We start from the raw sequence: 15,207 nt of genomic DNA, 5'->3' as shown, positions 1-15,207 counted from the left end.
GGAGAGCATTCCCATGGCTGAAGTTCTCGTCTATGTCGATCACGTGGACGGTGCCGTCCGCAAGCCCACCCTGGAGCTGCTGACCCTGGCCCGCCGGATCGGCGAGCCGGTCGCCGTCGCGCTCGGTGCCGGTGCCGCCGACACCGCCGCCGTCCTGGGCGAGCACGGCGCCGTCAAGGTCCTGACCCACGACGCCTCCGAGTACGCCGACTACCTCGTCGTGCCCAAGGTCGACGCCCTGCAGGCCGCCGTCGAGGCCCTCTCCCCGGCCGCCGTGCTGGTGCCCTCCTCCGCCGAGGGCAAGGAGATCGCCGCCCGCCTCGCGCTGCGCATCGGCTCCGGCATCATCACCGACGCCACCGACCTGGAAGCCGGCGACGAGGGACCCGTCGCCACCCAGTCGGTGTTCGCCGCCTCCTTCACCACCCGCTCCCGCATCTCCAAGGGCATCCCGGTCATCACCGTCAAGCCCAACTCCGCCGCCGTGGAAGCGGCTCCGGCCGACGCCGCGGTCGAGGCCCTGTCCGTGACCTTCTCCGCGCAGGCCACCGGCACCAAGGTCACCGCCCGTACCCCGCGCGAGTCGACCGGCCGTCCCGAGCTGACCGAGGCCGCGATCGTGGTCTCCGGCGGCCGCGGCGTCAACGGCTCCGAGAACTTCGCCATCATCGAGGCCCTGGCCGACTCCCTCGGCGCGGCCGTGGGCGCCTCCCGGGCCGCGGTGGACGCCGGCTGGTACCCGCACACCAACCAGGTCGGCCAGACCGGCAAGTCCGTCTCCCCGCAGCTGTACATCGCCAACGGCATCTCCGGCGCCATCCAGCACCGCGCCGGCATGCAGACCTCCAAGACCATCGTCGCGGTCAACAAGGACGCCGAAGCCCCCATCTTCGACCTCGTCGACTACGGCATCGTCGGCGACCTCTTCGACGTCGTCCCCGCCCTCACCCAGGAGATCAACACCCGCAAGGGCTGATCCCTTTCCGGGCGTACGAGGCCCCCGCGACCACCCATGGTCGCGGGGGCCTCGGCTCATCCCAGGGTCACGGTGGTCTGCACCGGCAGGTGGTCGCTGGGGAACTGCCCGTTCATCTCGAAGGTGTTGATGACGGACCGGTGGACGGTGGTGCCCGGCGTGGCGAGGATCCAGTCGATGCGTTCGCCGTCGGGAGTCAGCGGCCTGTAGCCGTGGAAGGTCGCGTACAGCCTGCTGCGTTCGGCCGCCGCGTCCCAGGTGTCGACGACTCCGGTGGCGAGAAGGATGTCGTACGCCTGGTTCTCGTGGGCCGCGGCGTTGAAATCGCCGGTCACGACGACCGGCAGTGAGTGGTCGAACGCGTCGATCTTCCGGGCGAGGAGCTGCGCGGAACGCTCGCGCGCGTACTGGCTCACATGGTCGAAGTGCGTGTTGAGGACGTAGAAGTCCCGTCCGCCCACAGCCCGGTCGCGAAAGCGCGCCCAGGTGACGATCCGGGGGAACGCGGCGCCCCAGGTGTTGGAGCCGATGACCCTGGGCGTGTCGGAGAGCCAGAGCGTGTCGTGTTCGACGGGGGCCAGACGCCGGGTGTCGTAGAAGATCGCCGTGGACTCGTCGTGGCTGCCGCCCTCGCGGCCGGTGCCGATCCAGTCGTAGTGCGGTCCGAGATCGGAGTGGATGTCGCGCAGCTGCTGGTAGAGGCCCTCCTGGGTGCCGAGGACGGTGGGGGCCTCCTGGCGCAGCAGCTGCCGCATCACCGGGCGGCGGGCGGCCCAGCTGTTGGGTTCGGAGGTGCTGGCGAAGCGTAGGTTGAACGTCATGACATCGAGTCGGCGGTTGGCCGACCTGGCGGCGGAGGCCGGCAGCGTGCCCATGAGCGGCACGGTGACGGCGGCGGCCACTGCGGTTCTGAGCCCCATACGACGCGTCATTCTGTTGATGTCCGGCATGGTGTCCCTCCCGACGGACCAGGATGAATGTTCGAGCCGGACTGTGGAAGACGGCGTAGGGGTTCTCGGCATCCTGGGTGAACCTGGCGGCTCACGCCGTGGACGGGGTGTTGACCGTCGGGAAGATTCGCGGATAACTTCGCTCTACGGATTGTTGATTCCGTAGAGCGGAAAACAGGAGGATGCGGGATGGGTCAGGGCCAGCAGGAGAAGGTGGCGACGAGCCTCGCGGGTGCCGTGAGCGAGGAGATCAGCGCCTCCCTCGCGCCGGTCGACGCCGAACTGGAGCGCCGCTACCCCGGAGACCCCGGTACCCGACAGCCCGTACACACCGTCTACGTCCCCGGTGACGTCTTCGCCGCCGACACCGTCCGCTCCTGGGGCGACCGGGCTCTCGCCGCCCTGGACGAACACGCCCCGGACGCCGCGTCCTTCGCCGCCGTGCTCGGGCTGTCCGACGAACTCGCCGAGCCGGTCCACACGCGCGTACGGGCCAAGCTGGAGCACGAGCCGATCGAGGACCTGCGCGTCGACTTCGAGGACGGCTACGGCCCGCGTCCGGACGCCGAGGAGGACGAGGCGGCGGCCCGCGCGGCCCGGCTGATCGCCGAGGCGTACGACAACGGCACCGCGGCCCCGTACATGGGCATCCGCATGAAGTGCATGGAGGCGGCCGTCCGGGACCGCGGCATCCGCACCCTCGACGTCTTCCTCACCGGCCTCATGGCGGCGGGCGGCCTGCCCGAGGGGCTGGTGCTGACCCTGCCGAAGGTGACATACGCCGAGCAGGTCAGTGCGTTCGTTCGGCTCCTGGAGGCCTTCGAGAAAGCGCACGGGCTGGACCCCGGCCGCCTCGGATTCGAGATCCAGATCGAGACCAGCCAGGCCGTGCTCGCCACCGACGGCACCGCCACCGTCGCCCGGATGATCCAGGCCGCCGAGGGCCGCGCCACCGGACTGCACTACGGCACCTTCGACTACAGCGCCTGCCTCGGCGTCTCCGCCGCCCACCAGGCCAGCGACCATCCCGCCGCCGACCACGCCAAAGCGGTCATGCAGATCGCGGCCGCGGGCACCGGCGTACGGGTGTCCGACGGCTCCACCAACGTCCTGCCGGTCGGGCCCACGGCGAAGGTCCACGACGCCTGGCGGCTGCACTACGGACTGACGCGCCGGGCGCTGGCCCGCGCCTACTACCAGGGCTGGGACATGCACCCCGGCCACATCCCCACCCGGTACGCGGCCGTGTTCGCCTTCTACCGCGAGGGCTTCGAGCAGGCCGCCGGCCGTCTCGCCCGCTACGCCAACCGCGCGGGCGGCGACGTCATGGACGAACCCGCCACCGCCAAGGCGCTCAGCGGCTACCTGCTGCGCGGCCTCGACTGCGGTGCCCTCGACATCGCCGAGGTGGCCCGGCTGGCCGGTCTGACCCGGGCCGACCTGGAGAGCTATGCGGCACCTCGGCGCGGTGACCTGACCGTTTCCACGAAAAAGCCGCAGAAGTAGCGGACCTGTCACGGTTGCAACCGCCGACTGGAGTTGTCACTCGTGCCCCGTAGTCTGTACCGCACGCATTGACGTGTTCACAGGAACGGGGCAGCTGTGTCTTCGGGGGAGACCAACGGGAAGGGCCAGGACGAGACCGGTCGCTTGCTGGCCGGGCGCTATCGCGTCGTGGCCCAGCTCGGGCGTGGCGGCATGGGAGTGGTCTGGCGGGCCGTCGACGAGGTGCTCGGCCGTGAGGTCGCGGTCAAGGAACTGCGCACCTACACCGACGCGGACGGCCCCGAACTCGCCGATTTGCGGCTGCGGATGCAGCGCGAGGCCCGTGCCGCGGCCCGGGTCCGGCATCCCGGTGTCGTCGCGGTGCACGACGTGGGCGAGATCGACGGACGTCCACTGATCGTCATGGAGCTGGTCGACGGACCGTCCCTGGACGCGGTGCTGCGCGAGCGCGGCCCTCTCGACCCGCGTGAGGTGGCCGGGATCGGCGCCAAGGTCATGGACGCGCTGGCCGCCGCCCACCAAGCCGGCGTGCTGCACCGGGACGTCAAGCCCGGCAACATCCTGCTCGACCGCTCCGGCCGCGTCCTGCTGACCGACTTCGGCATCGCCACCATGGACGACCCGGGCGACGGCGCGGCGACCCAGCTCACCCGCACCGGTCATCTCGTCGGCTCCCTGGACTACATGGCGCCCGAGCGGGCCCAGGGCGCCGATCCCGGCCCGGCCTCCGACGTATGGGCCCTGGGGGCCACGCTGTACGCGGCCGTCGAGGGCGCCTCGCCGTTCCGCCGTACGTCGACGTTCTCCACGCTCACCGCGATCGTCGGCGAACCGCTCCCCGCGGCCCACCGCGCCGGAGCCCTCGGTCCCGTCCTGGAGCGTCTGCTGGACAAGCGTGCGGAGGCCCGTCCGGGCGCCGAGGAGGCCCGCGAGCTGCTGCAGGCGGTGGCGGACGCGGCAGGGACGGACAGCGCCACTACGGACAGCGCCAAGACGGACAGCGCTACGACGACTCTGCGGAACCCGGCGGCTCCGGCCGGACGGGCGGAACCGGAGTCGGCCCCCGACACTCCGCTGCTGCCGCCGGGCTTCCGGATGGCGGGCCCGGCAGGTGCGGGGTCCCCCCAGCCGGCGGAGCCCGCGGCCGCAACCGGGTTCGACACCCCGGGGCAGGCCGCGGTCGGTGCCCAGGCTTTCGGGGCGCCCGCCGCCCACGGCGGTACTCCAGGACAGCCCGGTCTCCCCGTCCACGGCTTCGGCCCCCACGTCTCCCCGGAGCAGCCCCCGACGGGCCTCATGGGTGTCTCCGACCCACCCCGCCGCAACGGGCGCGCACTGCTCGTCGCGGCGGCCGTCACCGTTGTCCTGGCGGTGGCGGGAACCGCCGTGGTGCTGCTGAACAACACGGGCAACGCCGAAGCCGACGTCCGCCCGTCCGCGTCCGGCACCAGCGCGACGGCCTCATCGTCCCCCCGCACCGAGGCCGACCGCTCCAGCAGCCCTGAGCCGACGGGCAAGGGTGCCAAGAAGACCCCGAGCGGGAAGGAGACGTCCGGCGGGAAGGACGGCTCCGAACCCTCGAGCCCCGCCTCCGCGACCTCCACCGCGAACTCCGCGGGCGGCGGCACCTCGGGTGGCGGCTCGGGCGGCACCTCCGGAGACGGCGGCTCGGGCGGCACCGGGACCGGGGGCACCGGGGACGGCGGCGCCTCCAGTACCCCGGAGCCGACCCCGGCCTGCACCGCCGTCGGCGGCGGTAAGTACAACTGCACCGTCTGGAAGACCGCCACGTCCTACACCGCGTCCGGCGCCGAGGCCGGCGTTCTCTACAAGGGCACCAACTACTTCTACTGCCAGTCGAACCTGGGCCGCCGCGAGACGTCCGGCGAGTGGACCAACGTGTGGTGGGCGAAGACGGACGACGACAGCGGCAACACCGGTGTCTATGTCAGCGTCGTCTACATCAAGGGCGGGAACAACGACGAGGCCGTGCCGGGGCTCCCGGTCTGCTGAACCCTCAGGAACGGCTCCAGGCCCGACTCCGCCACCCGCTTCTCGTCGGCGAACAGCCGGGTGCCCGCCTCGCACAGCAGGTGGTCGGCGCGGGCCCGTGCCACGAACTCCTCGGGTGTGATGCCGAACAACTCCCTCAACCGGGCTGATTCCACGAGGAGTTCGGTCAGCAGCTCCCGCTGGCCGGGATGGGTGCGGGGAGCGCCGGTGCCGTCGTGCAGGACGCCGTGGCGGTTGACGTACGCGTGCACGCCCGGCAGTGCCATGCCGTCGGGCAGCTCGACCCGCACCTCGGGCGCGGGCAGCAGGGCGCGGGCGTAGTTGCCGTTCGGCAGCGGTACCCCCTCGCTCGCGTCGACGACCGTGAGCTGCTCGGCGTCCAGCCAGATGACGAACAACTCCCGTACGGCGTCCGGGGCATGGAAGGGGGACGCGGACACGTATCCCATGCGGCTCACATGCGCGGAGACGCCGATGCCGACGCCGCTCACCCGCGTCTTCACCATCGGGATCGGTGAGGTGATCCCGAACTCGGCCATCTTGTGCCGCAGTTGACCCGGACTGGCATTGGAGCCGACCGCGAGGACGGGGACCCGGTCCTCGTGGGTCAGGCGGTCGAGGGGCAACAGCCGGTCGCCGTCGAGGAGCGCGGAGTCCGGCGGCCAGACGCCGGGGTAGCGCAACGGGTGTTCGCGGGGCGCCCCGGCCAGGCCGAGGGCCTCCAGGGTGACGTCCCGCATCCGCTGCTCAGTCCGTCGGCGGCAGTTCACCGGAGCCGCGGGTGATCAACCGCGTCGGGAGTTCGATCCGCTCCGGCGACAGCAGCGTGCCGTCCAGCTGGCGGAACAACCGCTCCGCGGCCGTGCGGCCGAGGGTCGCCGCGTCCTGGGCGACGACGGTGACGCCCGGCTGGAGCAGGTCGGCGAGTTCGATGTCGTCGAAGCCGACGAAGGCTACCCGGCGGGTGTGTTCGGCGAGGACGCGGACCACGGTGACCGTCACCCGGTTGTTGCCCGCGAAGATCGCGGTGACGGGGGAGGGCCCGGAGAGCATTTTCTCGGCCGCCCGGCGCACCCGCTCCGGGTCGGTGATCCCGAGCGATGTCCAGGCGTCCGCCACCTCTATGCCGGCGTCCTCCATGGCGGCCTGGTACCCGCGCAGCCGCTCGGCGGCCGTGTGGATGCGAGGCATGTCACCGATGAAGCCGATCCGCCGGTGGCCGTGGGCGATCAGGTGGGCCACGCCGTCGCGGGCGCCGCCGAAGTTGTCGGACAGGACCACGTCGGCGTCGATCCGGCCCGCCGGACGGTCCACGAACACCGTGGCGACGCCGGCCTTCAACTCGGGCTCCAGATAACGGTGGTCGTCACCGGCGGGAATGACCACCAGCCCGTCCACGCGCCGGGCACACAGTGCCAGCACCAGTTCCTGCTCCCGCTCCGGGTCCTCCGCGCTGGAACCGTTGATGAGCAGGGCGCCGTTGGCCCGGGCGACCTCCTCCACGGCGCGGCTGAGGGGGCCGTAGAACGGGTCGGCGAGGTCCTCCAGGACCAGGCCGATGCTTGAGGTGCGGCCCTTGCGCAGCACGCGTGCGCTGTCGTTGCGGCGGAAGCCGAGCGCCTCGATGGCCTCCCGGACCCGGTGTTCGGTCTCCGGCGTCACACCCGCCTCGCTGTTCACGACGCGCGAGACCGTCTTGAGCCCTACACCGGCCCGTGCGGCCACGTCCTTCATGGTCGGGCGATTGCCGTACCGGGTCGCGGAGTGACGGTCTGCTCGGCTGTGGGTGTCGGGCACGATACGGCGTCCTGTCCTGTCGTCGACGGGGATGCGGCGGTTCATGATTTTGTATGAGGATGTGGCGTCGAGCATAGAGCCTGGACAACGTTGTCAGATGCGGGAGACACTGTCCACCGCAATCTGCCGGTCTGCGCCCCCACCGCGAGACCGGCCTGTCCATTCCTCAAGGTTGACGGGGAGAACTGACACTGATGCACACCGACCTCGTGGCTGCGCTCGACATCGGCGGCACCAAGATCGCCGGAGCGCTGGTGGACGGCCACGGCCGGATCCTCCTGCGCGCGCAACGCGCCACGCCCGCACAGGAGGACGGCGAGAGCGTGATGCGCGCCGTCGAGGCGACGCTCGGCGAGCTCACCGGCTCACCGCTGTGGGGACGCGCCACCGCCCTCGGCATCGGCAGCGCGGGACCGGTGGACGCCTCCACCGGCACCGTGAGCCCGGTGAACGTGCCCGGCTGGCGCGACTATCCGCTGGTCCGGCATGTCCGGGCGGCGGCCGGCGGGCTTCCCGTCGAGCTGATCGGCGACGGCGTGGCCATCACGGCGGCGGAGCACTGGCAGGGCGCCGCCCGCGGGCACGACAACGCGCTGTGCATGGTCGTTTCGACGGGTGTCGGGGGTGGCCTGGTCCTGAACGGTCAGCTGCACGCCGGGCCCACCGGCAACGCCGGTCACATCGGGCACATCAGCGTCGACCTGGACGGCGACCCGTGCCCGTGCGGGGGGCGCGGCTGCGTGGAGCGCATAGCCAGTGGGCCGAACATCGCCCGGCGGGCGCTGGAGAACGGCTGGCTGCCCGGCCCGGACGGCGACACCTCCGCCGCCGCGGTGGCCGACGCGGCCCGGGCCGGAGATCCGGTCGCCGTGGCGTCCTTCGCGCGGGCCGCCCGGGCGCTGGCCGCCGGGATCGCCGCCACTGCGACCCTCGTCGAGATCGACATCGCCGTCATCGGCGGCGGGGTGGGCAAGGCGGGCGACGTGCTCTTCGAGCCGCTGCGCAAGGCGCTGGGCGACTACGCGACTCTCTCCTTCGTCCAGCGTCTGACGATCGTGCCCGCGCAGATGGGCACGGACGCGGGGCTGGTCGGCGCGGCCGCGGCCGCGCTCGCGAGGCAGGCGGACACGGCCGCGGCGGTCTGACTCCTGGGCGTCGCGACGGGGCGGCGGTACCGGCAGAAACGTTCACTTGGCGACCGGGTCCCGCGGCGGGCCCGGTCGCCGAGCGCTGTCAGCAGCTCAGCCGCGCGTCCGCCCAGTCCGCGTGGTCCGAGTCGACGCCGTCCCCGCCGTCGGTGACGACGAGCCGGATCAGCCGGGCGCCGGTGACGTCGGCGGTGAGCGGCTGGGCCGGCATGGCGTTGGTGAGGGTGGGGGTGGACGCCACCTCGGTGCCGTCCGCCCAGACCTCGAAGGCGACGGTGCCGTTCGCCCCCTTCTCGTCGTCGACGCCGACCTGTGCGGTGACCGTCTCGCAGGCCCCGCCCGTGTAGTACTCGACGGTGCTCTCGGCGTGCACACCGAGGCCCTTGGCGTACACCACCCCGCCGACAGTGATCGGATGACCGTCGCCCGCGGCGCTCTCCCCGTTGCTGGTGTTGCGTTCGACGGGCCCGTAGCCGTTGGCGGCCGACAGCCACGGAAGGTCACCGAGGCCGGAGGTGCCCGAGGGCGGCGGCACCACCACGGTCGCGGTGAAGGGCAGAGTGGTGTCGGCCCGGACGCCGGTCGGTGCGCGGTAACTCGCCCTGAGCGTCAGGTCGTACGACCCGGTCGGTGTTCCTGGTGGCGCGGTGACCGACCACCTGGTGCGCAGCGAACGGCCCGTGGGCAGGGCCGCGGAGACGGTCGGCGAGGTCGCCTCGACCGCCCAGCCCGCGGGGCCGGACAGCCGTACGGAGACCTGCCGGGCCGGGGTGCGGCCCAGGTCGGTGACCGTCGTCGTCAGCCTGGCCGGGGTGCCCGCCTCGGTCAACGGGCTGTCGCCCAGGCCGAGTTCGACGGCGGGCGGGTGCTGGTACCACCGGCGGTCGGCAACGACCCGTACCAGGACCGTGCCGTGCGCGGGGACGGTCGCCGAGATGGTGCCCGCGGTGTTGTAGCTCTCGTGCCGCCACAGGTCGCGCAGAGTGTAGGCGTCGGCGCCGGGCAGGCCGACGGCCGCGGCGGTCGTGGCGATGCGCCGGGGGCCGTTCGTCTCGTTGAAGAGAGCCACCGTGCGGCTGCCGTCCCGCATCTCCTTGGCGACCACCCAGCGTCCGCCCTCGGACGAGACCACGGTGCCCTGCTTGCCCAGCGGGTCCTGGTCGACGGCGATGACCTCCTTGTTGCCGAGGATCTCCAGGGTCTGAGGTGAGGCCGAGCGCAGGTCGCTGCCGATGAGCAGGGGTGCGGCCATGACCGACCACATCGAGAAGTGCGAGCGGTACTCGGTGGAGGTCATGCCGCCGTTGCCGACCTCCAGCATGTCGGGGTCGTTCCAGTGGCCGGGGCCCGCGTGGGGCGCCAGGGGCAGGTTCTGCTTGAGGATCGACAGCATCGAGCCCCAGTTGTCGCTGATGTCGCCGGTGGTGCGCCACAGGTGCCCGACGTCGGCCGCCCACTCCCAGGGCTTGTTCTGGCCCCATTCGCAGATGCTGTAGACGATGGGCCGGCCGGTCGCCTTGAGGGCGTCGCGCATGGTCGTGTAGCGCAACTGGGCGTCCACGCCCTGGTTGTTGCAGTTGTCGTACTTGAGGTAGTCGACGCCCCAGTCGGCGAACTGCCGGGCGTCGCTGTACTCATGGCCCAACGCACCCGGGAAACCGGCGGAGTTGCACGTCTTGGTGCCCGCGCTGGTGTAGATCCCGAGCCCCAGGCCCTTGGAGTGCACATAGTCGGCGACGGCCTTGATCCCGTTCGGGAAGCGGGCCGGGTCCGGGACGAGCTTGCCGTCGGCGTCCCGGGCCGGCAGGGCCCAGCAGTCGTCGAGGTTGACGTACTGGTACCCGGCGTCCTTGAGGCCCTTCTCGACGAAGATGTCCGCGATCCCCTTGACCATGGCCTCGTTGAACTCGGCCCGGCAGTGGGTGGAGTTCCAGTTGTTGAAGCCCATGGGCGGGGTGAGGGCCAGGCCGTCGGCGAGAGTGGGCGACCGTGTGCCCGTCTCGTCCGCGACGGCCACGGGAGTCACTCCCGGTGCCGAGAAAAGCAGCACGGTGAGTGCCGCGATCACCCTTCGGCGGGTTGTGCGGGTGTGAAGGTGACGCATCGTTACGTTCCTCCGAACCAGCGGAAGGTGGGATGACTGCATGTACGCGTCATCTGGTGGGCGTTTACGGTAGGACGTGTTGGACTGTGGTGGAAGGGAGCCGTGCGAGGGGCGTCAGCGTGACTCATTTCGTCCGGTGCCGTTGATCAGCGCATGAAGAAGCGCAGCATGCTCGCCATCGCCTCCCTCGCCACCGGCTTCGTCGTCGCCGCGGTCACGCCGTCGCACTCCCTGGACCTGGGCAAGGACCTGAACCACATCAACGTCGACGACACCCTGAGCACCCTCGGCCACACCGTCTCCAGCGACAGCCTGGACGGCGTCGACGAGACCGCCCTCGGGCAGAACCGCTGACGGGTTCCACCGCACGGACCGCGACGCCGGAGCCCCTGGATGTGGGGGCTCCGGCGTCGCGTTCATGTGCCCTCAACTGCGGCTGGTTTCCGTGGCAGGGTGGAACGGGCAAACCACAGGGGGCCGAACAGAATGAGGGGGAGTCCGTGATCGTCTGGATCAACGGCGCGTCCGGTGCGGGGAAGACCACCACCGCACGGGAACTGATCGAACTGATCCCGAACAGCACGCTCTTCGACCCCGAGGACATCGGCGCAGCGGTCGTGCAGCTGCTGCCGCCCAAGCGCCTCGCCGAGGTCGGCGACCTCCAGGACCTGCCGATCTGGCGACGGCTGGTGATCGACACGGCGGCCGCGATGCTCGCCGAGCTCGGCGGGACCCTCGTGGTCCCCATGACCCTGCTGCGTCAGGAGTACCGCGACGAGATCTTCGGTGGCCTCGCCGCTCGCCGGATCGGTGTCCGGCACCTTCTCCTCGCTCCGGCGGAAACGATCCTGCGTGCCCGGACGGCCGAACGGGAGGCCCCTCCGGACCCGCCCGACGGCGAGATACGGCAGGGACAGTGGGCGTACGACCACACAGAGCCCTATCGGGCCGCCCTCGCCTCCTGGCTCACCGCGGACGCCCATCTGATCGACAACAGCGCGCTCACCCCGTACGAGACGGCCGCCCGCATCGCCCAGGCCCTCGGGGCCGGGACCGTGTCCGTGTGCGACATCGTGCAGACCCCCGAGCCCACCGCCGAGACCGTGGCCGCCGGGGTCCTCCTCTTCGACGAGCACGACCGCGTCCTGCTCGTCGACCCCACCTACAAGGCCGGCTGGGAGTTCCCCGGCGGCGTCGTCGAATCCGGCGAGGCGCCCGCCCGGGCGGGCGTGCGCGAGGTCGCCGAGGAGACCGGCATACAGCTGGAGGACCTGCCCCGTCTCCTCGTCGTGGACTGGGAGCCGCCCGCGCCTCCCGGATACGGCGGACTGCGCCTCCTCTTCGACGGCGGCCGGCTCGAATCCACGGAGGCGGGACGGGTGTTGCTGCCCGGGCCCGAGCTGCGCGGCTGGTGTTTCGCCACCGAGGAGGAGGCGGCAGAGCTGCTGCCGCCGGTGCGCTACGAGCGGCTGCGATGGGCGCTGCGGGCCCGGGAACGCGGGGCCGCGCTGTACCTGGAGGCCGGGATCCCGATCGGCTGACCTCTGTGCGGAGCCCCGCCGGCACCGGGCCGGCGGGGCTCCGCCATGTCCGGGGCCAGGTTCGGGTCAGGCAAGCGGAGGGCGAGAACCCGTCAAGGGAATCGTCGCGATACCTCCATGTCAGAGCTAATGGCATGTCCCGCCCTCGTCAACACTTGGCAACGAGCGCAAACAATCCCTTTTTCGGTCATTTTCTGCCTTGACCGGTCTCTCGGCGTGTTGCGACAGTCCGCTCAGTCTCACGGCGCCGACAACGGCCGGCGACCGACGTCTTTCCCGCAGGGAACAGCCCCATGACGAGACCCCGTCCGCCGGCGATGGCCAAGACTCCGCGCCGGCCCCAGCACATACCCGGGACGTCCGCACGATGACGACGCAACAGCAGCCGATGCCCGCCGCCGCCGGCCCGACGCAGGCGGCCGGTGGAATGACGCCCGACCCGCGCGGCGACGGCACGGTCATCACCGGGCGCTCGCCCGCCCGCATGGCCTGGCGGCGCATCAGACGGGACAAGGTCACCATGGCCGCGTTCGTGATCACCGTCCTGTTCATTCTGATCGCGCTGCTGGCTCCGGTCCTGACCGCGATCACCGGCTGGGGGCCGATCACCCCCGACGGCAGGGCGATCGACCCGGACACCGGGAACTTCCCGCGCGGAGCGCTGGGCGGGATCAGCCTTGCCCACCTGCTGGGGGTCGAACCGGGCACCGGCTACGACCTGTTCGCCCGGATCGTCTACGGCCTGCGCACCTCGCTGGTCGTCGGATTCGCCTCGGCCGTGCTGTCCACCGTCGTCGGTGTCGTGGCCGGCCTCGCGGCGGGGTACTCCGGCGGCTGGGTCGACTCCGTGCTGTCACGGATCATGGACGTGATGCTGGCCTTTCCGCAGCTGCTGTTCATCATCGCGCTGACGCCGGTCATCCAGAACGCGATGCAGACGAACAGCCACGGCGGCACCGACGAGAACCTGCGGCTGCTGGTCCTCGTCCTCAACATCGCGGGGTTCGCCTGGGCGTACACCGCCCGGCTGGTGCGCGGACAGGTCCTGTCGCTGCGCGAGCGGGAGTTCGTCGACGCGGCCCGGATCATGAGCGCCGGACGGTGGCACATCCTCTTCCGCCAGCTGCTGCCGAACCTGTGGGCGCCGGTCCTGATCTCCTTCGCGCTGGCCGTCCCGCAGAACATCACCACCGAGGCCGCCCTGTCGTACCTCGGTGTGGGTGTCATCCCGCCCAACCCGGACTGGGGGGCGCTGCTGTCGGACGCCTCCCAGTACTTCCTCCAGGACCCGATGTACCTGTTCGTCCCCGGCGTCCTGCTGCTGGTCCTCGTCCTCGGGCTCAACCTCCTCGGAGACGGAGTCCGGGACGCCCTCGATCCCCGCGCGGCCCGCGGCTGACGCGGTCTCATCAACACCGGCGCGGACCGGTCCTCCCGAGGAACGACCGCTGCCGAGCCCGTAGAAGAAGGAGTGTTACCTCATGACGCGCAGAAGGCGCTCGATCGCGCTCGCGGCCACCGCCGTGGCGATCGCCCTGGGGGCCACCGCATGCGGTGGCTCCTCCAGCACCACCGGGAGCGGGTCCCCGACCAAGGGCGGCACGCTGACCGTCCTCGACCACGCGGACTTCGACCACCTCGACCCCCAGCGCGTCTACACGACCGAGGGTTCGAGCATGGACCAGGAGCTCGTGCGCACCCTGACCGGATGGGACGAGACCGGCTCCCAGCCCAAGCTCGTCGGCGATCTGGCCACCGACACGGGAACGCCCAGCAAGGGCGACACGGTGTGGACCTTCCACCTACGCAAGGGCGTCGTGTGGCAGGACGGCACGGCGGTCACCGCGCAGGACGTCAAGTACGGCGTCGAGCGGGCCTTCTCGCCGGACATCAACGGCGGTCCGCCGTACGCCAGTCAGTGGCTGGTCGGCGGCTCCTCCTACAAGGGGCCCTACTCGGGCAAGGAGCTCGCCTCCATCCGGACGCCGGACGCGTCCACGATCGTGTTCCAACTCGACCAGCCCGTCGCTGACTTCAACGAGACGACCGCCATGCCCGGCTGGTCGGGGGTGCCCAAGGCCCACGACACGGGGGCCACGTACGACACGCATGTCTGGTCCGACGGGCCGTACATGATCAAGTCGTACACCAAGAACAAGGAAGTCGTCCTCGTCAAGAACACCCACTGGAAGCAGTCGAGCGACCCGATCCGGCAGCAGAACGTCAACGAGATCGACGTGAAGCTGGGCCAGGACCAGTCGGCGATCGACCAGCAGATCAAGTCCGACGCCGGCACCGCCCAGACCTCGATCATGCAGTGGCCGATCGCGGGCTCCGACCTGACGACGATCTCCGGTGACCCGTCCGTGAAGTCGCGCCTCTACAAGATCCCGGCCCCGGGCATCAACTACCTCGCCGTCAACACCACCCGGGTCAAGGACCTGAAGGTCCGTCAGGCCATCGAGTACGCCATCGACAAGACCACCGTCCGCGGCGCGTTCGGCGGTTCGGCCTACGGCGACTACGCGAGCACCATGATCAGCCCCGGCATCGACGGCTACCGGAAGTTCAACCTCTACAGCACCGACCCCGCGGGCGACCTCACCAAGGCCCAGGCGCTGATGAAGCAGGCAGGGAACCCCAAGCTCACCATGTCGCTGGCGGTGGAGAACACCACGACCGAGGAGCACTTCGCCGACGCGGTGAAGACCTCGCTCGGGAAGATCGGCGTCACCGTGAACATCACGCCGATCGACGCGGCGAACTACTTCAGCACCGTCGACAACGTGAAGAACCAGTACGACCTGACCTGGGTCGACTGGATCGCGGACTGGCCCAACGCCTCCACCGTGCTGCCCGTGCTGTTCGACGGACGGCAGATCGCGAAGCTGCCGCAGTCCAACCAGGACATGGCGTACCTGAATGACCCCGCGGTCAACGCGCAGATCGACAAGATCGCCAAGATGACCGACATCAAGCAGGCCGACACCGCCTACGGGGCCCTGGACGAACAGATCATGAAGGACGCCGCCGTGGTCCCGCTGATGTACATGAACTTCAGCGAACTGGCGGGTTCCAAGGTCGGCGGGGTCATCCCGGACCCCATCCTCGCCGAGCCCAGCCTGGTGCACGTGTACGTCAAGAACTGACGCCCTCCACCTCATGCCCGCCG

At 70.8% G+C, this 15,207-nt stretch carries 12 protein-coding genes; 8 read left to right on the top strand and 4 right to left on the bottom strand.

The window, feature by feature from the left end:
- Positions 1-13: 13 nt before the first annotated feature.
- Positions 14-976 (top strand): electron transfer flavoprotein subunit alpha/FixB family protein, encoded by a 963-nt coding sequence (locus OHT57_RS05900; RefSeq protein ID WP_328744974.1) that lies wholly within the window; start codon positions 14-16, stop codon positions 974-976.
- A 56-nt stretch (positions 977-1,032) separates the two neighbouring features.
- Here OHT57_RS05900 and OHT57_RS05895 read toward each other — a convergent pair whose 3' ends face one another.
- A complete protein-coding gene (locus OHT57_RS05895) occupies positions 1,033-1,926 on the bottom strand; it encodes an endonuclease/exonuclease/phosphatase family protein (RefSeq protein ID WP_328744973.1) in 894 nt (297 codons plus the stop codon).
- Between the two features lie 189 nt (positions 1,927-2,115).
- On the opposite strand from OHT57_RS05895, the gene OHT57_RS05890 reads away from it, so the two are divergent.
- Both OHT57_RS05890 and OHT57_RS05885 read left to right on the top strand, forming a co-directional pair.
- Entirely contained in the window at positions 2,116-3,432 is a 1,317-nt protein-coding gene (locus OHT57_RS05890; protein ID WP_328744972.1) for a DUF6986 family protein, read from the top strand.
- A gap of 96 nt (positions 3,433-3,528) precedes the next feature.
- Positions 3,529-5,445 (top strand): serine/threonine-protein kinase, encoded by a 1,917-nt coding sequence (locus tag OHT57_RS05885; RefSeq protein ID WP_328744971.1) that lies wholly within the window; start codon positions 3,529-3,531, stop codon positions 5,443-5,445.
- On the opposite strand, the gene OHT57_RS05880 is transcribed toward OHT57_RS05885, so the two are convergent.
- Together OHT57_RS05880 and OHT57_RS05875 are read right to left on the bottom strand one after the other, a co-directional pair.
- On the bottom strand, positions 5,391-6,185 hold the full coding sequence (locus OHT57_RS05880) for a hypothetical protein (protein ID WP_328744970.1): 795 nt from the start codon (positions 6,183-6,185) through the stop codon (positions 5,391-5,393). The two genes, OHT57_RS05885 and OHT57_RS05880, sit on opposite strands and share 55 nt — an antisense overlap.
- A gap of 7 nt (positions 6,186-6,192) precedes the next feature.
- Positions 6,193-7,242, bottom strand: a complete 1,050-nt coding sequence (locus OHT57_RS05875) for a LacI family DNA-binding transcriptional regulator (protein ID WP_328753128.1) — start codon at positions 7,240-7,242, stop codon at positions 6,193-6,195.
- A gap of 194 nt (positions 7,243-7,436) precedes the next feature.
- Between OHT57_RS05875 and OHT57_RS05870 the strand changes: the two genes are divergently transcribed.
- Complete coding sequence (locus OHT57_RS05870) at positions 7,437-8,387, top strand: ROK family protein (protein WP_328744969.1); 951 nt, start codon at positions 7,437-7,439, stop codon at positions 8,385-8,387.
- Between the two features lie 88 nt (positions 8,388-8,475).
- Here OHT57_RS05870 and OHT57_RS05865 read toward each other — a convergent pair whose 3' ends face one another.
- Positions 8,476-10,494, bottom strand: coding sequence for an NPCBM/NEW2 domain-containing protein (locus OHT57_RS05865; RefSeq protein ID WP_328744968.1), 2,019 nt, complete (start codon positions 10,492-10,494; stop codon positions 8,476-8,478).
- 153 nt (positions 10,495-10,647) lie between these two features.
- Here OHT57_RS05865 and OHT57_RS05860 point away from each other — a divergent pair, with 153 nt between their 5' ends.
- From OHT57_RS05860 to OHT57_RS05845, 4 genes are all read left to right on the top strand, one after another.
- Positions 10,648-10,848: a hypothetical protein gene (locus OHT57_RS05860; protein WP_328744967.1), complete on the top strand. Its 201-nt coding sequence runs from the start codon at positions 10,648-10,650 to the stop codon at positions 10,846-10,848.
- Positions 10,849-10,994: 146 nt separating this feature from the next.
- Positions 10,995-12,035 carry an NUDIX hydrolase gene (locus OHT57_RS05855; protein WP_328744966.1) on the top strand — a complete coding sequence of 347 codons (1,041 nt, stop codon included), beginning with the start codon at positions 10,995-10,997 and terminating at the stop codon, positions 12,033-12,035.
- A gap of 367 nt (positions 12,036-12,402) precedes the next feature.
- Complete coding sequence (locus tag OHT57_RS05850; RefSeq protein ID WP_328744965.1) at positions 12,403-13,434, top strand: ABC transporter permease; 1,032 nt, start codon at positions 12,403-12,405, stop codon at positions 13,432-13,434.
- A gap of 82 nt (positions 13,435-13,516) precedes the next feature.
- Positions 13,517-15,184: an ABC transporter substrate-binding protein gene (locus OHT57_RS05845; protein WP_328744964.1), complete on the top strand. Its 1,668-nt coding sequence runs from the start codon at positions 13,517-13,519 to the stop codon at positions 15,182-15,184.
- The last annotated feature ends 23 nt before the right edge of the window (positions 15,185-15,207 follow it).

The sequence above is a fragment of the Streptomyces sp. NBC_00285 genome (assembly GCF_036174265.1).
Taxonomy (GTDB): domain Bacteria; phylum Actinomycetota; class Actinomycetes; order Streptomycetales; family Streptomycetaceae; genus Streptomyces.
Note: the sequence above shows the minus strand (reverse complement) of the source record. Positions and strands in the feature narration are given on the sequence as shown.

Bases quoted from the DNA above. Each gene is read 5' to 3' on its own strand.
- OHT57_RS05900 (WP_328744974.1), top strand. From the start codon at position 14: ATGGCTGAAGTTCTCGTCTATGTCGATCACGTGGACGGTGCCGTCCGC.
- OHT57_RS05895 (WP_328744973.1), bottom strand. From the start codon at position 1,926: ATGCCGGACATCAACAGAATGACGCGTCGTATGGGGCTCAGAACCGCA.
- OHT57_RS05890 (WP_328744972.1), top strand. From the start codon at position 2,116: ATGGGTCAGGGCCAGCAGGAGAAGGTGGCGACGAGCCTCGCGGGTGCC.
- OHT57_RS05880 (WP_328744970.1), bottom strand. From the start codon at position 6,185: ATGCGGGACGTCACCCTGGAGGCCCTCGGCCTGGCCGGGGCGCCCCGC.
- OHT57_RS05870 (WP_328744969.1), top strand. From the start codon at position 7,437: ATGCACACCGACCTCGTGGCTGCGCTCGACATCGGCGGCACCAAGATC.
- OHT57_RS05865 (WP_328744968.1), bottom strand. From the start codon at position 10,494: ATGCGTCACCTTCACACCCGCACAACCCGCCGAAGGGTGATCGCGGCA.
- OHT57_RS05860 (WP_328744967.1), top strand. From the start codon at position 10,648: ATGAAGAAGCGCAGCATGCTCGCCATCGCCTCCCTCGCCACCGGCTTC.
- OHT57_RS05850 (WP_328744965.1), top strand. From the start codon at position 12,403: ATGACGACGCAACAGCAGCCGATGCCCGCCGCCGCCGGCCCGACGCAG.
- OHT57_RS05845 (WP_328744964.1), top strand. From the start codon at position 13,517: ATGACGCGCAGAAGGCGCTCGATCGCGCTCGCGGCCACCGCCGTGGCG.